Source organism: Methanobrevibacter sp., from assembly GCF_045636185.1.
In the GTDB taxonomy this organism is placed as follows: Archaea; Methanobacteriota; Methanobacteria; order Methanobacteriales; family Methanobacteriaceae; genus Methanocatella.
Genome location: NZ_JAZTXC010000106.1, coordinates 1 through 16,932, shown reverse-complemented (window position 1 = coordinate 16,932; position 16,932 = coordinate 1). Strand labels below are relative to the sequence as shown.

Below are 16,932 nucleotides of genomic sequence, written 5' to 3'. Positions count from 1 at the left end.
GGAAATAGTGGTATTTAAACCAGCAACATGGAGAGCACCACCATAATAATTAATGGCTGAACATTTATCAAAGTTATCACCAATAATTTGAGTATTGTCCCCATCAATATAAATTGATCCACCATAATCTGAAGCATTGTTGTACTCCAAATTAGAGTTTGAAATAATTGCATTATCTCCTGCAAGATAAATAGCACCACCATTAATCACAGCAGTACAGTGAGTAAATGTGGAATTATCAATCTTTGCATCAGCACCATTTACATAAATCGCACCACCTTCATAAGCTATACACATATCAAAATCTGTGTTTAAAACTTTAGTACCATTTCCCTGAATAGTAATAGACCCTCCATGAGCATCAGTACCATTAGCTGAGTTTCTAAAAAAGTGGGAATCAGAAATAGTAGTGTTTAAACCCGCTACATAAATCGCACCACCATCTAACATATCAGCAGAACATCTATTGAATGTAGATCCAATAATATTAGTATTATTACCTGCAACATACATAGAACCACCATTCATTGTAGCATTGTTATATGTTAAAAGGGAGTTTGAAATTGTAGCATTATTACCTGCAAGATAAAGAGCCCCACCATTATTAATAGCTGAAGAATACATGAAGGTAGATCCATCAATAATACCGTTATCTCCTTCAAGATAGAGTGCTGCACCATCATATGCTATACATAAAGTAAATGATGCATTAAGTACTTTAGAATCATTACCTGCAATATAGATAGATCCACCACGGGCAAAATTCGCAACATTAACCCTATTCATTGTGAAATTAGAGTTAGAAACAGTAGCATTAGCACCATTTACATAAATAGCACCACCATCTAACATATCAGCAGAACATCTGTCGAATAAATCACCATCAATATGAGCATTAGCCCCCTCTACATAAATCGCACCACCATTATTAGTAGCATTATTGAAATTCAAAGTGGAATTAGAAATAGTAGCATTAGCACCATTTACATAAATCGCACCACCATTATTAATAGCAGAACTGTGAGTAAATATGGAATCATCAATAACAGCATTATTACCATCTATATAAATAACCGCACCATCATAAGCAGTACAGAAATCGAAATAACAACCATAAATATTAGTATCATCACCCTGAATATCAATAGATCCACCATGAGCAAAGTTAGAAACATTAACTCTATTCCTTGTGAAGTTTGAATCGGAAATAGTGGCATTTACACCTTTAACAAAGATAGCACCACCGTTAAATGCTGTAGTACTACAATTTGCATAAGAAGTTCTAGCAATATTTGCATTAGCACCATTTACATAAATCGCACCACCATAGTTTGTAGTTGATGAGAATGCAAAGCTGGAATCTGATACTGTAGCGTCTTCACCCTCAATATAAATAGAACCACCGGCACCAGCAGTTTCACCTTCATATGTACCATTAGCCATACAATAATTAAAGGTTGAATCATCTACAACTGCTCCATCACCATAAACATAAATAGCCCCACCTAAAAGTGAGTGGGCAAGTAAAAAGCTTGAGTTGAATATAGTAGAATCGTCACCTTCAATGTAAATAGCACCACCATAATTAGTAGCATTAACAAAACTAAAAGTAGAATCTGAAATAGTAGCATTAGAACCACCTAAATAAACAGCTCCACCATCACCAGTAGAAATAGTCCTATTAAATATGGAAGAAACAATATTGGTATCATTTCCTTCCACGTAAACAGCCGCACCATCAGCAGCATTAACTTCAGTGAACACAACCCCAGAAATTTCAGTATTTTCACCAGCTACATAAATAGAACCACCTTTACCTGCATTATTGTGGGAGAAGTAATTCCTAATAATTGAAGTATCATTACCTGCAACATAAATTGCACCACCTGATGTAGTGTAATTAAAATCACCTTTGACAGCACCAAGATTAAGGAAATTAGAACGAGCAACTGTAGTATTGGAACCTTCAATGTAAATAGCACCACCATCAGTAGCAGAACCATATTGGAACCTACAACCTTCAATATTAAGGTCTTCACCTTCTACATATATTGCTCCACCATTATCGGTAGCAGAAAATGTTAAAAATCTAGAATCAAGAATATCAACTCCATCTCCTTCAACGTAAATAGCTCCACCGTAACCACGTTTACCAGGCCCATTTCTAATAGCAATAGAAATTTCTGTGCTGATATTATTAATTAAATTATTAGAACCCCCCGCATATATTGCTCCACCATTACCACCAATAGCCTGAACAATATTAAAATCGGAATTCCTGACTTCATTATCATTACCTGAAATATAAATAGCTCCACCAGCAGATGAATTAAGACCACTACTAATAGCGAAACAATGATGGAATATAGCATCAATTAAAGATTCATTACCTTTAATAAATATAGCACCACCACGAGTAGCATTAGCAAAACCAAATGTAGAACCAGTAATAGTAGCGTTAGAACCACCTAAATAAATAGATCCACCATCATAAGCAACAATATTTCTCATGAATGAAGAATCATAGATGCTAGTATTATGTCCTTCTACATAAATAGCAGCACCATTAGCTGCATTAAGCTCGAAGAAAGAATTATGACTAATTTCAGTACCTTTACCTGCAACATAAATTGCACCCCCATTACCTGCATTGGTATGGGTGAAATTAGAATAAGAAATTACCGTATCATCACCAGCAACAAATATAGCACCACCAGAAGTAGAATAATTGAAACTAGTTTCAGAAGCATTAGCACCAATATTGGAAAAACTGGAAGAGTTAATCAAAGCATTAGCACCTTCAATATAAATAGCAGCACCATTATTAGCAGAACCTAATCTGAATGTAGCATCAGAAATGGATACACGATCTCCTTCCACATATATTGCACCACCTTTATCGGAAGCAAGGAAAATCATGAAATTAGAATCAAATACATTAGCATCATCACCTTCAACATAAATAGACCCACCTTTGGTAGCGTTAGCAAATGAAGAATTAAAGCGGCAAATAGTTACATTGTTACCTGCAACATAAATTGCACTACCAGACTCAGCAAAACTGAAAGTGTTTGAAGCTTCTTCAATTCTAGCATTAGAACCATCAATATAAATAACTCCTCCTTCATAAGCAGTACATCTTGTAAAAGTACATCCTTCAAGGTCTAAATAGTCACCTTGAATAAACATGGATCCACCACGGGCTTTAGTACCAACAACCCTATTTTCCTCGAAGTTTGAATTTAAAATTGTGGCATTCAAACCAGAAACATAAATAGCACCACCATCATACTGATAAACAATACATCTTAAAAAGTTAGAATTATTAATTAAAGCAAAGTCACCAGCAACATAAATAGCACCACCATAATCAGTAGCATTATTATATGAAACCACAGTATTGGAAATAATCGCATTGTTACCGTTTACATAAAATGCTCCACCATTAGCAGCAAAACTGTAAATACATGATAAATTATCGAGAACAGCATTAGTACCATTAATGTAGACAACACCACCTTCATAAGCAGTACATTTATCGAAATTAGAGTCTAAAATCTTAGTACCATTACCTTGCACATTAATAGATCCACCACGACCTTCATTAGGAATATTAACTCTATTCATTGTGAAATTACATTTTGAAATAGTTGTGTTTGAACCTGCAGCGTAAATAGCACCACCGTCAATATTATTAGCTATACATTTATCGAATAAAGAATTATTAATTAAAACATTATCTCCAAAAATATAAATTGCTCCACCATAGTTTGTAGCATTTGATAAAGTAAAATTACAGTCTGTGAAAGACAAATCAGATCCAAAAATTAATATTGATCCTCCGGCATCACCAGCAAAGTTAACTTTACAGGTTAAATTGTATACAGTACCACCATTACCCTGCCAGAACAATGCACCACCATCGTCACCTGCCCTGTTATTAATCATGGTTGAATTGTACAAACGGCCATAATCACCATATACATAACCAGCACCACCACCACGGCCAGCAACGTTATTAATCATGGTTAAATTATTTACAACACCATAGTCACCATATACATAACCGGCACCACCATCACGGCCGGCACTACAGTTGAGAATAAATGAGTCAATTACCCCAACTTTATTGTCAAGCAATAGCTGTTGTAAAATAACTGGATCCAATTCGGTGTTTGAGGAGTTAAGATATATACCTCCACCATCATATATTGCACTTTCATTGAAGAGAGTAGAATTATGAATATATGCACCATAATCCAGATAGATACCTCCACCATAATCGGCCTTATCATTAGCAAAATTGGAATTTAATATGTTTGTAAACATGTTAGCACAATAAATTGCACCACCATAATCTGCAGTGTTTGATGCAAATGAAGAATTGGTAATGGAAATAGTTCCCTGTGAAGAAGCAGCATCCAATGCTATTCCCCCACCATTGTTGGTGGCCTTATTATTAACAACAGTAATATTGTTGATAGTACCGTTTACTCCTTCCCATAACAATGCTCCTCCATCATTGGCAGCAGTGTTATTAATGAAAAGACTATCGAATAACTGTCCGTAGTTTCCAACAACATAACCAGCACCACCATCATTACCAGCAGTATTGTTAATCATTGTAAGATTCTGTACTACACCATGATTACCATATACATAACCAGCACCACCATCATGACCGGCAATACAATTAGTAATTACAGAATGTCTTACACCAACATTATCAATAAGTAACTTCATCATATATGGACTAAGACCAGAAATATTGGTATTACTTGCACGAAGATATATAGCACCACCATCATTTGTAGCATTTTCCATATTGAATGTACAATAGTTAATAGCAGCACCAACATCTAAGTATATACCTGCACCATCATATGCTTTATCATGTACAAATGTAGAGTTGAGTATAACACTAAATAAACCACCACAGTATAAAGCACCACCATCATTACCTGCAGTATTTTGTATAAAATTAGAATACATTATAACTACAGCAGCATCAAATACAGATGATAATTTAGGAGGATATAGATATATACCACCACCATCTCCATTAATAGCAGTATTGTTAAATACTGTAGTATCAACTATACTACTATTGGAACATAACCATACTATAGCACCACCATTACGATTAGCTATATTACTATTAAATGTTAAATTCCTAATAGCACCATGAGTTGCATTAAAGAAACCGGCACCACCATCATTACCTGCATTACAGTAGGACATTATATTATTGAATAGACCTAACTTAGAAACAAGGTCCGGATTTATTAAAGAGGAATCAAGATTACTATTCAGATAAATCGCTCCACCATCATTACCTGCAGATTCATGCTCGAATATATTGCCATCGAATCGAGCTCCCGAATCTAAATACATGGATCCACCATCATTTGTAGCTTTGTTGTATTTAAAAATAGATGAGGAAATGTTTGTTAAAGGACCGCTTACATAAATTGCTCCACCATTTACAGCATTATTATCAATGAATGTTGAGCCTACAATAGTTGAAGTTAAGGTTATAAAAGAGGGATTATCAGATGCAATATATATTGCACCACCATTTAAAGCAGAATTGTTAATAAATTGGGAATTGATAACTTCAACATTATCACCAGAAGTCAGACTGATAGCTGAACCATTTGTACCCCTAGCATTGATAAATACAATATTTTTTAACACTACATGTGCATTATTTGTAATGCTGAATATTGATGCTGAATTTGCACCGTCAATAGTGTGACCATCACCATCAATAGTAATGTCTTTACTAATTACAATACCACCGATACTGTCACCACTGGTGTATGTATAATTTTTATCTAATCTAATCGTTCCGTTCGACGACGTGGACTGAATTTGATTATCCAGCTCGGTAAATGATCCTGAACTCGCTGCCAGGACACTATCCTGCGTATCTGATGCTTGAATTGGTGTTTCATCACCAGATATAGAAACCGTCGTATCTCCAAAATCATCCGTTGCACATGCTAGTGATAGTGCTGAAATAAACACCATGCACAAGCAAAAGAAAATAACTATCTGCTTTATATTCATTTTTATAACCTCTTTTTTCTATTGTATAATATCCCATAAATTGTGAAAACAATTATACTGAGATTTAATTAAGTTAAAACGAATATATATGTTTTACTTTTTGAAAATAAAGGACAAAATTAAAATCATTTCAGAAAATAATAATTAAATTAAACAAAAATTTATAAAATACAACATTAGTAAACAAATAATAATAATATGATATAAAAAATAAACAAATTGAAAGATTAGAAAAAATTATTTGATAAAATAAATGTTATACAATAAAATTTATAAACATGGAAAATTTTTAAATTTAAAAAGTTCAAAAATAATTTACAAACCATCAATATTGGTATGAAAATTCAAAATTAAACCGAAATATACACATGATAAATTCATTAATAAAATAATCATGTAAAAAAGCATTAAATGAAAATAAAACGAAGAATATAGAATTAAAAAATATATTGTAAAAAATCTATTGTATATATTTTCATTAAAAAAAATATATTTTAACTAATAAACTATGAAAAAATTAGAAAAACTATTCAAAATGAATAAGTTTTTCCACATCATCATAAACTACATCAAGTCCGCACATTGACGGAACGTAATTGGCCGCTTTGGCTGAATTAACACCAATAACTTCAAAGCCCATATCTTCGATTGGAGCTACAACCATACAGGTGTCACATACTACATTTCCGCCTGCAGCTTCAATTATTTTAGTATATCCCATTCTGTCAGCTGTTGCTTTAACGGACACAGAAGTACAAATCCATAATTTGTTTTTAATAGTTTTTCCGTTTACAATGTTTGCAACATTTTTAATTTCTTCTAAAGAAGCATGAGGACATCCCAAACAAATTAAATCTGCTTCACGGTCTGTTGTTGTTAATTTTTGGCGGGTTTCTAAAATATCTTTATCACCAACAAACATGTAATCTTCAACTTCTTCCTTATCTGCTTTATCCCATTCAGGAGTTACATTTTCCATATGGTATAATGCCACAGAACCAGATGATGCTAAAGCTGCACCTAAAGTTTTTAAATCATTGTTGTTTGGAGTATTTTTAACATTAAAGTAAGGAACTCCCCCACCAACTGTTTTTCCAACAATATAACCTAATGCTCCCCAGTCAGCTCCTAACAATTCAGTGCTGACATTGACAATCAAGTTTGCTCTACGATTTTGTTCCAAATGGAATCCATAGAGAGGAGTCTTTCCAACAATAGCTGCTGCAAGAGCTGCAGGACCTCCTTCACGATTTGTACGGGCGCCGATAACAGAATTGACATAAGCCACAGCTGATGATTCAGACCATGATACATGATCTCTGAATCTAGGAACATTACCAACCAAATAAGGAGTACATGTACATGTTTTGGAAATTCCAAGTTTTCCATAAGCGTCTACAATCTGATTTTGCTTGATTGAAAATTCTTTTGGAAATCCTAAAGCTTCCCAATTATCCAAATCAGTTCCTGGTGGATTGAGTGAAGCATTAATTCCTGAATATTCAAATTCTTCACTAGCCAAGTCTTCCAAATATTCTAGACCTGCTTGACCTATGGTTTTATATGAAACTCCAGATACCTGTGCTGAAGTAATGTCAACCAATTTAGAAGCCCCATAAATGTCACCTAAAGCAACTAAAATATCCATACTCTTACGGATGGTTTCACCAAATTCACCATCACACATTTGTTCTTCTTTTTTTGTTAAAAACATATTAATCATTATCTAATTGATATTCAATCATTTCATCAAATAAATGTAAGAAATTGTCTTTACTTTCATATGGTATCATAGCTCCGGCCGCAATATCATGGCCCCCTCCAGTTCCGCCAAAATTGTTTGAGCTATCACGTAAAGCTTTTCCTAAATCAACACCCTTATCTACCATGTCCCTGGTTGTCCTTCCAGATATTTTAATATCATTGTGAAGTCTTGATAGACCAAGTACAGGTTTTGAAGAGTCAATTAATTCAACTGACAATCCGATACTTGCAATAGTACCCATTACAGACTTCAGAACTTTATCTTCACTATATAAATATTGTGATGAATTTAATTGAACAGCACCTTCTCTTTTAACCCATTCGAGACCTTTGACAATTTGGTCACGATATTTACGTTGCAAATCTGTTGCAGAGGACAATGCCTTTTCTCGCTCACCTAAAGCAATACTTAACCCTAAGCCGAATTTCTTGTTTTTACCGCAGGCATCGAGAATGTAAGCATATTCTTCTATATCCCTCAACATTGGAATTTCCTGTGGAACCAAATAACAGTCCCCAAAAATATCAGGATTTATTTTTATTAGTTCGGCAGTTAGGACATCTTTTTCTTCATCAGCTAAATCTGTGAATTTAATACCATAAGATAAGCCTATTTTTTCTAAAAAAGCAGTTGCACCTTCCAAATCACCACTAATTCCTGGCAACGGAGGCGTGAAAGTATAGGCAAGGGATTTGAATAATGGTTCTGATGCTTTTGATACAATCTTTAAATCTTCATTAATCTCCAAGTTACTTTCTTTTGCATCATCTAAAATTAACTTATTAACACCAGTAAATCCATCCTGACCCTGCATATCACCAAATGCACCAACAAGTGCAAAGTAAGCAAAATGCTTTTTATCTAAATCACGAACGCACAAATATGCAGAACCTGCTCCAGACAAATCTTTACTACCATCAATTTCAAAGAGGTGTGGATTGACATGAACCAAATTGCTTTCGGATTCTGTTCCATCCACTTGATGGTGATCAGCTATAATAACATCACTTTTAAAAGTATTTAGCTCTTTAACAAAAGAACTGCCCATATCAGAAAAGATGAATAAATCATGTTGCTCATGTCTGAGCTGATTTATAACATCCTCTTTTAATCTAGGCACTATAGTAGTGTGAAATTGAGCATTCTCTTCTTTTAAAGCATTCGCTATTACGGCTGCCGCTGATATACCATCAGCATCATTATGTGAAATTATACGAATAACTTCATCATTATTAATATGCTCTTTGAGCATTTTACTAGCTTCACTAGCCCTATTTAACAAGGAGTGCTGCTTCTTCTGGATTATATCTCCAACCTTCTGGTAATTCGCCTTCATCTACATAATAGGAAGCTAATTTTCTGATTCTTGATTCAATGATAGTTAAACCTCTTTTAGAGTGTAAATCTTTTGGATTATCATCCAAGTGTTCTCTAATGTTAACTGCTCTTTTAATTAAGTTCATTAAATCTTCTGGATATTCACCAGCTTGATTGTTTCTTTTTAAGATTTCGGTGATTCTTTCACCAGTTACATCTTTAACTTTAGGAATTCCATATTGGTCTCTTAAAATAATACCAATTTCAGAAGTACTTTTACCTTCTCTGTTAAACTGTAATATCATCTCTTCAATTTCTTCGTTAGTATAAGTTACCCATTCTGGTCTTGCCATAATAACACCTAATTATAATATCTTAATCTTGAGTAGAATACCACTCGATAAATTTTTTTAATGAATTTTTTCTATGTGAAAATTGGTTTTTTTCTTCAGTTGTCAATTCACCAAATGTCTTATCAAGACTAGGCACATAAAATATAGGATCAAAAGCAAATCCTAAATCTCCTCTTTCTTCAACTGATATTTCTCCTTCAACCTTGCCTAAAAAAGTCTTGGGCTCAGAATTGGGGGCACAATACCCAATAACTGACCTGAATTCGGCATAACGGTCAGGGATATTATTTAAAAGCTTTAAAACTCCTTGATTTCCTAATGTATCTTGAACATAATGTGAATATGTTCCCGGAAAATAATTTAAAGCTTTAATGAATAAACCAGCATCTTCAACAATCACAGGTCTATTTAGCTTATGACTAGCATATTTTGCACCAAACATGGCCACTTCCTCAAGAGTTCCCTGAGGTTCCATGTAACCTAAGTCAATATGCTCAAGTTTAATGTCATAATCTTTGAAAATATTCTCTGCTTCTATAACTTTATGTTCGTTACCAGTTATAAATGTTATCATAAAAATACTTTTGAATGCAATTTTTTATATAATTATCGACAAATTAAAAAAAAGTTTAATGGGTATATCGGCCACGCTTTTCAATCTCCACAATCTTATCAATAACCTTTAAATTACCATAACCTTTCAAAACAGAATCAAAATAGCTAACAGCCTTTTCATAATCTATACTTTGAAGGGACTTTTTCAAAACAAGCAAATCGACCGCTTTATCTTCATCCAAATCTGAGTAACGACCTAACCCAAAGTCCAAAAATATCAACTCATCATTCAAAAGCATGATATTGGAAGATGTGATATCGCCATGAATAATATCTGCAGAATGCAATTTGGATATTTCACAACCAACTTTAAAAGCTAAATCTTCATTAATTGCTTCTTTAAGCATTACACCATCAATTTTTTCCATCAATATTGATTTTTCAGACAAATCCACATCATATAATATTGGAGTTCTGACTCCGACACGCTTAGCATCTGACAATAATTTGGCCTCAAGCTTGCATCTTGACTTCCTGATTTTATTGTCAATTTCAGGAATTCTATAGCTTTTAGGAATTCTTGCCTTCATAACAGCATTTTGGCCCATATATGAACTTTTTATTATATTGGATTCAGCCCCTTTAGCTATCAAATCATCAGATAATTTCAAATAGCTTTTAGTATTATCTATCCAAGGGATGTCTACCTCATCAGTCCTAAACCTTTGTATAATTTCAGTATCTGCCAAATCCATCGGCCCAAATTCCTCACACATCAGCAAGCCCAGCCATGCGATCATGACTCCATTATCTCCACATAATTTCATTTCAGGCATATAGAATTTAGCGCCATGCTCTTCAGACATTGTTTTAAGCATTTCACGCAATCTTGAATTGGCTGAAACACCACCACATAACATCACTTCATCCTTTTGAGTATGTGAAAGGGCACGTTCTGTTACCTCTACAAGCATTGCAAAAGCTGTTTCCTGAAGTGAAAAACAAATATCTTCTATGTCAAATCCTTTTTGGTGTTGCCTTAAAGCAGCAGACAACAATCCTGAAAATGAAAAGTCCATTCCTTTAACAACATAAGGTAAATCAATATAATTTCCATTTTTAGCCAATTTCTCTATAACAGGCCCTCCAGGATGGCCTAACCCAGTTTCACGACCAAACTGATCAAGACAGTTTCCAATTGCAATATCCAAAGTTTCGCCAAAAATCCTATAGCGGCCACTTTCATATGCAATGACTTGGCTGTTTCCTCCACTGACATATAATGAAACCGGATTGACAGCACCAGTATCAAGTTTACCTACCTCAACATGACCAATACAGTGATTTACACCTATGATAGGCTTATTTAAAGATAATGCAAGAGACCTTGCTGATGTCGCAACAATCCTTAAAGCCGGCCCTAAGCCCGGACCCTGTGAAAAAGAGATTAAATCCAAATCTGAATAACTGATTCCCGCTTCTTCAATAGCTTGAGGGATGAGTTTAGGAATCCATTCTGCATGGTGTTCTGCAGCAATTCTTGGATGAATACCTCCTTTTTCAGGATATAACTGACTACCGGCCATGGCCAGTATCTCACCCTCACTATTGACAATACCTACACCAGTCTTTTCTGCAGTTCCTTCAATTCCCAAACATATCAAATTTATCAACTCAATATTAATTTAGATTAAGAAGATATTTAAAAGTTAATGAAATATTTAATGAAAAAATTTGTCACCAAAATTCTTAATATTTTTTCGCCGAATTAACAGACCCCTAAGATTAGTTAATCATCGTAGTGAAATTTTGAGTAGAACAGCAATATTGCTGCAGATAATGTTAAAACTGTAGCTATGCCCATGATAATATGAGATGATATAATTAACTCAGGTACAGTATCACCACTAATCGCCTGATTTCCTATTAACACAAGACAGATTACATTATATGTGGCTAAACTAACCGTTTTACCTATTTCTTTACTAGATGTCAACATAGACGAAGCATCACCCAAATCATCATTATCTACCAATGTAAGAACATATTTATTATTCGGCGGCGAGAATAAACCATGTCCCAAACCCTGAACAATCATAACCACTATCAACAGAGATAAGGACAATAAATCAATGAAACATAGTGAAAACATTACAATTAATAATATCGACATTGCAAATCCTGCCAAAACCCTATTATCATATCTATCGGCCAATCTTCCACCGATAGGAGAAATTAAAACCATGACAATAGGAGTGGAAAGCAATATTATACCTGCAATTCTTGAATCGAATCCGAAAACATATTGTAAATGAAAATTAAGAATATATGTTGAAATGAAAGTGATGAAATACGTTACAAAAGCAGCGTAATTACCTACCACATATTTAAAATTTTTAAAAAGATTTAAGTTAAAAATCGTATTTGAATTGTGAATTTCAACTTTAACAAATATAAAGAATGAAATAAAGCTTAAAATTAAAAAAACCACACCAAATGGCCTTGTAATATTAGTTAAACCCACAACAAATAAAACCATTAATAGAACATAGAAAAAGGAACCTCTTACATTAATTGGTCTTGACTCACTTTTCCAGTCACCGTCAAGTCGAGACAACAGTACCAAAAGAATGACAAATACTAAACCCAAAAGAACAAACAACAATCTCCAGGACAAATAATAGACAATAAATCCTGAAATCGTTGGCGCAGAAGTCATTCCAATATAACCCATTGATCCTACAATACCCAACGCACTGCCGACATTATCTTCAGATATCTGATTAACAACAAACATATAAATACTAATAAGCAGTATTGCAACAGAAATCCCCTGAATGATTCTTGAAAAAAGAAGGAAATGAATATCCGGAGTCACAGCAGACATCAGTAATCCAATACTCAATATAATTACACCAACAATGGTAAATTTCTTGACACCATACTGGGAAATAACTCTTGATAAAGGAATGGAAACTGCAATTAAAGCAACCATATAAGAAATAGAAATCCAATTTGCAAATTCAATAGTTAAATGCAAATCATTAGACATTAAAGGCAATGCAACCTGAATCATGCTTCCAATAAATGACGTTGCAAATTGAATTAAAGCTGCAATAACTAAAACCAATAAATCCTTTGAACTGAACTTAGAATAGAATTTTAAATTAGAACCTGAAAGAAATCCCATATTACTATATTTTAGTAAACATATATAAAAATTTTATAATAATTAAACTTAATAATCAAAAGTCATATTTTTTGTGTACTAATGTTAAACCATCAATATTCAAGATTTTCATTATTAAAATTATTCCAATTCCTGCCTTATAATATAATTAAAATAAGAACAAGAAAATTCAAGCAACTTGTAAAAAAAATATTTAATTAATGAAAACATATTCATATAACATGGGATTTTATAATACTAACACTATTGAGGAAAAAAGAGTTAACAAGCTGACTGGAGATATTCACATTAATGATGCATTTAAAGAAGAAACTCAAAAAAGAGGCATTCCTATTTATGATGCATACAACATTCAAAAGAGATTATATCATGAAGTTGAACAGGAAATGCTTGTAGGTGAAGAAGCAGTAGATAATCGTCTGATGGAACTTTTAGAAGAAAAAGGAAAAAAAGAAGTTTCACACAGTTATGTTGAAGAAATGGGAGAAGACGGTTCAAAAAGTAAGGGAATGATTCCTGCAAGGCCAAAAGAAGCTCCGACCAGAAATGAACTGCTTGACAACATCCCTCCAAGATCAAGAGACGGTAAAACATTCAATCGCAAACCGGAAAAAACAACTGCTGATTACCTTAATAGAATATTTTTACAAAATCAAAAGATTATCAATCAGAACAAAAAAGTTATAGAATTATTAGAAAAGATAGAGGAAAAATTATGATTGAAGGAATTACGACTTATGGATCAACTGAATTAATGGAATATTTAGGAGAAGTAATTGATCCAGTTTTCATTTGTACTATTGGGACTACAGAAACATCATTAATACCGGGACTATCAGGTGCTGGTGCATCACCCGAATTAACCGAATATACCCCTGCTGCAGACTCCGAATTAATGGTATTGGGCCATGTAGAATGTATGGAAGAAATACCTCAAACCGTTGTTGGTAAAGCTGCAGCTCCAACACCTGCAATGCTTACAAAAGCATCGCTGGAAATAGCTGATATCCCATTCATTATTGCAGATGCAGGATGTAAGATTAAGCCTCATATTGAATGCATGAAACTCGGAAGTGAATATGGAAGAGACATCAGAACAGGAAAAGGTGTTTTAAACCCATTGGAAATCTATGAAAATGCCCGTGAATTAGGTGCTGAACTTGCAAGACGTCATCCAATGTTAATAATTGGAGAAAGTATTGCTGCAGGAACAACAACTGCACTGGGAGTTCTAAGAGCATTAGGATATGATGCAAATGAAAAAGTAAGCGGCAGTATGCCACATAATCCTCATGACATGAAAACCAAAATAGTTGATGAAGGATTGGAAAATGCAGGTTTGAATCCTGAAACTGACGACATTGACGGCCTTCAGGCCATTGGTGCTGTAGGAGACCCTACATTAGCTGCAATAACTGGTTTTGTATTAGGTGTTGATGGACAAATTCCATTAATATTAGCCGGGGGAACTCAAATGGCTGCTGCCTGTGCTGTCGTGAAATCAATCAAGCCTAATTTTGATTTTTCAAGAATTAATCTTGCAACAACAGTTTATGTTGTAGGTGATGAAACTGCCGATTTAATTGGGCTTTTAAAACAAATCGATGATGACATTACACTTCATTCCGTCGACCCTAAATTTGAAGAATCCGACCATGACGGACTAAAAAATTATCTTGATGGGTTTGTAAAAGAAGGAGCAGGAGCAGGAGGAGCTATGTTTACTGCTTTATCACGCGGTGTTCCTTTAGAAAAATTAAGAAAAAAAATAGAAAAGACATGTAGCTAAAAAAGCTACATTATATTATTTTTAAAATACATGGACAATAGATCCCATAAATACTACAATACCAACAATCCAGCAGTAGTATGAGAAAATATCAAGATTTTTATTTTGAATTAAATCAATCAACCATTTAATAGCAAAATACCCTGAAATGAAAGCTGCAATAAATCCTAAAATAATAGCAGCACCGTCACCAGTCATTGATAAGCCAATATCTTTTAATTGAAGGACAAATGCTCCAAAGATAGCAGGAATTGATAATATAAAACTAAATTTAGCTGCAAATTCCTTATCAAGACCCATTACAAGACCTGCTGCAATGGTTGTACCAGACCTGGATAATCCCGGCATGATTGCACAGGCTTGACCCAATCCCATAAATAATGCTTGAAACCATCCCATATGAGACATGTCAATTCTACCAGTAGCAATTCTTTGAGATAAGTACAAAATTGTACCCGTTACAAACAAAAAGAATGCAGGAACATATAATGCACCGGCAAATAATGCATCAACATGACTTTCAAATAATACCCCTGCAATACCTACAGGAATGGTAGCTATAATAACATACCATGAAAGTCTTTTATAAGGGTCTGAGTAAAATCCTTCCTTAAATCTATGTTGGAAAAGGTCACCAATACTTAAAAGCCAAGCTTCAATCATCTTAATGATATCTGCACGGAAATAAATTAATACCGCCAGTAAACTTCCCAAATGAAGAAAAGTATCGAAAGCAAGAGAGCTTTCAACACCCAAAATATTCTGAATAAAGATTAAGTGTGCAGAACTACTAACAGGTAAAAATTCAGTTAATCCCTGAACAATACCAATAATAATTCCCTGAATAATATCCATTTACTACACACCTTAAATATAATCCAACCAGCCAAATTTATCTTCGATTTTACCTTCAACAATATCAAAGAAAGTAGATTGTATTTTTTCTGCTACTGGACCTCTTTTACCAATTCCAATAGTTTTACCATCAATTGATCTTATTGGAGTTACTTCAGCAGCAGTTCCAGTGAAAAATACTTCATCAGCCAAGTATAATCTTTCACGAGTAATAGTTTCTTCAATAACTTCATAATCTAAATCTTTAGCGACTTTAATAATTGAATCGCGTGTAATGCCTCTTAAATTTGAAGAATTGAGTGATGGAGTGTGTAATGTACCATCTTCTACTAAAAATATGTTTTCTCCACTTCCTTCGGAAACATAACCTGCATAATCAAGCATAATAGCTTCATCATAACCATGTTCAATAGCTTCAAGTTTAGCTAATTGAGAGTTCATATAGTTTGCACCACATTTTGCTAAAGCAGGAAAAGTGTCAGGAGCAGGTTTTCTCCATGAGGAAACACCAATATCTACACCATTTGCCATTCCTTCTTCTCCTAAATATGATCCCCATTCCCAAGCAGCAATAACTACATTAACAGGACAATTTAAAGGATTTACACCAAGTTCCCCATATCCTCTAAATACAATAGGGCGGATGTAACAACCATCTAAGTCATTTACGCGAACGGTTTCTAAAATTGCTTCTTCAACTTCCTCCTGAGTATATGGAATATCAATTTTGTAAATTTTTGCAGAGTCGAATAAACGTTGTACATGTTCTTTTAAACGGAATACTGCAACACCATTATCGTTTTTGTATGCACGAATACCTTCAAAAACACTTGTACCATAATGGACAACATGAGAAAGTACATGAATGTTTGCGTCTTTCCAATCTACCATGTTTCCATCTATCCATATTTTACTAGCTGTGTCATCCCAAGCCATTTTATCACTTCATTATTTTATTGTAATAATAATTATATAGTTATTAATTAATTAAATTATCTACTCAAAAATATTAAAAACCGAAATGTTTATATAATAA

The 16,932-nt window shown here is 33.8% G+C and carries 11 protein-coding genes; 2 read left to right on the top strand and 9 right to left on the bottom strand.

The features are described 5' to 3' along the window. The 7 genes from ACKI3Q_RS06015 to ACKI3Q_RS05985 form a co-directional block, all read right to left on the bottom strand. The coding region (locus ACKI3Q_RS06015) for a hypothetical protein (RefSeq protein WP_407415241.1) at nt 1-6,072 on the bottom strand (6,072 nt) is incomplete at its 3' end. Nucleotides 6,073-6,598: 526 nt separating this feature from the next. Then, complete coding sequence (locus ACKI3Q_RS06010; RefSeq protein WP_407415239.1) at nt 6,599-7,786, bottom strand: aconitase X; 1,188 nt, start codon at nt 7,784-7,786, stop codon at nt 6,599-6,601. Between the two features lies 1 nt (nt 7,787). Next, the gene (locus tag ACKI3Q_RS06005) at nt 7,788-9,119 is read right to left on the bottom strand and encodes a DHHA1 domain-containing protein (RefSeq protein WP_407415243.1); all 1,332 of its coding nucleotides are present in this window, start codon (nt 9,117-9,119) and stop codon (nt 7,788-7,790) included. Next, a complete protein-coding gene (locus ACKI3Q_RS06000) occupies nt 9,109-9,507 on the bottom strand; it encodes a 30S ribosomal protein S15 (RefSeq protein ID WP_407415237.1) in 399 nt (132 codons plus the stop codon). The genes ACKI3Q_RS06005 and ACKI3Q_RS06000 overlap by 11 nt, the downstream gene beginning before the upstream one ends. A 22-nt stretch (nt 9,508-9,529) precedes the next feature. Beyond that, the gene (locus tag ACKI3Q_RS05995; protein WP_407415235.1) at nt 9,530-10,081 is read right to left on the bottom strand and encodes an XTP/dITP diphosphatase; all 552 of its coding nucleotides are present in this window, start codon (nt 10,079-10,081) and stop codon (nt 9,530-9,532) included. Between the two features lie 55 nt (nt 10,082-10,136). Further along, nucleotides 10,137-11,735, bottom strand: a complete 1,599-nt coding sequence (locus ACKI3Q_RS05990; protein ID WP_407415233.1) for a bifunctional N(6)-L-threonylcarbamoyladenine synthase/serine/threonine protein kinase — start codon at nt 11,733-11,735, stop codon at nt 10,137-10,139. 116 nt (nt 11,736-11,851) lie between these two features. Next, nucleotides 11,852-13,252: an MFS transporter gene (locus ACKI3Q_RS05985; protein WP_407415231.1), complete on the bottom strand. Its 1,401-nt coding sequence runs from the start codon at nt 13,250-13,252 to the stop codon at nt 11,852-11,854. A gap of 200 nt (nt 13,253-13,452) precedes the next feature. Between ACKI3Q_RS05985 and ACKI3Q_RS05980 the strand changes: the two genes are divergently transcribed. Together ACKI3Q_RS05980 and cobT are read left to right on the top strand one after the other, a co-directional pair. Further along, complete coding sequence (locus ACKI3Q_RS05980; protein ID WP_407415229.1) at nt 13,453-13,971, top strand: hypothetical protein; 519 nt, start codon at nt 13,453-13,455, stop codon at nt 13,969-13,971. Continuing rightward, entirely contained in the window at nt 13,968-15,041 is a 1,074-nt protein-coding gene (gene cobT / locus ACKI3Q_RS05975) for a nicotinate mononucleotide-dependent phosphoribosyltransferase CobT (protein ID WP_407415227.1), read from the top strand. Before ACKI3Q_RS05980 ends, cobT begins: the two co-directional genes overlap by 4 nt. Nucleotides 15,042-15,062: 21 nt before the next feature. On the opposite strand, the gene uppP is transcribed toward cobT, so the two are convergent. Both uppP and ACKI3Q_RS05965 read right to left on the bottom strand, forming a co-directional pair. Beyond that, the gene (uppP, locus tag ACKI3Q_RS05970) at nt 15,063-15,896 is read right to left on the bottom strand and encodes an undecaprenyl-diphosphatase UppP (RefSeq protein WP_407415225.1); all 834 of its coding nucleotides are present in this window, start codon (nt 15,894-15,896) and stop codon (nt 15,063-15,065) included. Between the two features lie 12 nt (nt 15,897-15,908). Beyond that, nucleotides 15,909-16,832, bottom strand: a complete 924-nt coding sequence (locus ACKI3Q_RS05965) for a branched-chain amino acid transaminase (RefSeq protein ID WP_407415223.1) — start codon at nt 16,830-16,832, stop codon at nt 15,909-15,911. Nucleotides 16,833-16,932: the final 100 nt, after the last annotated feature.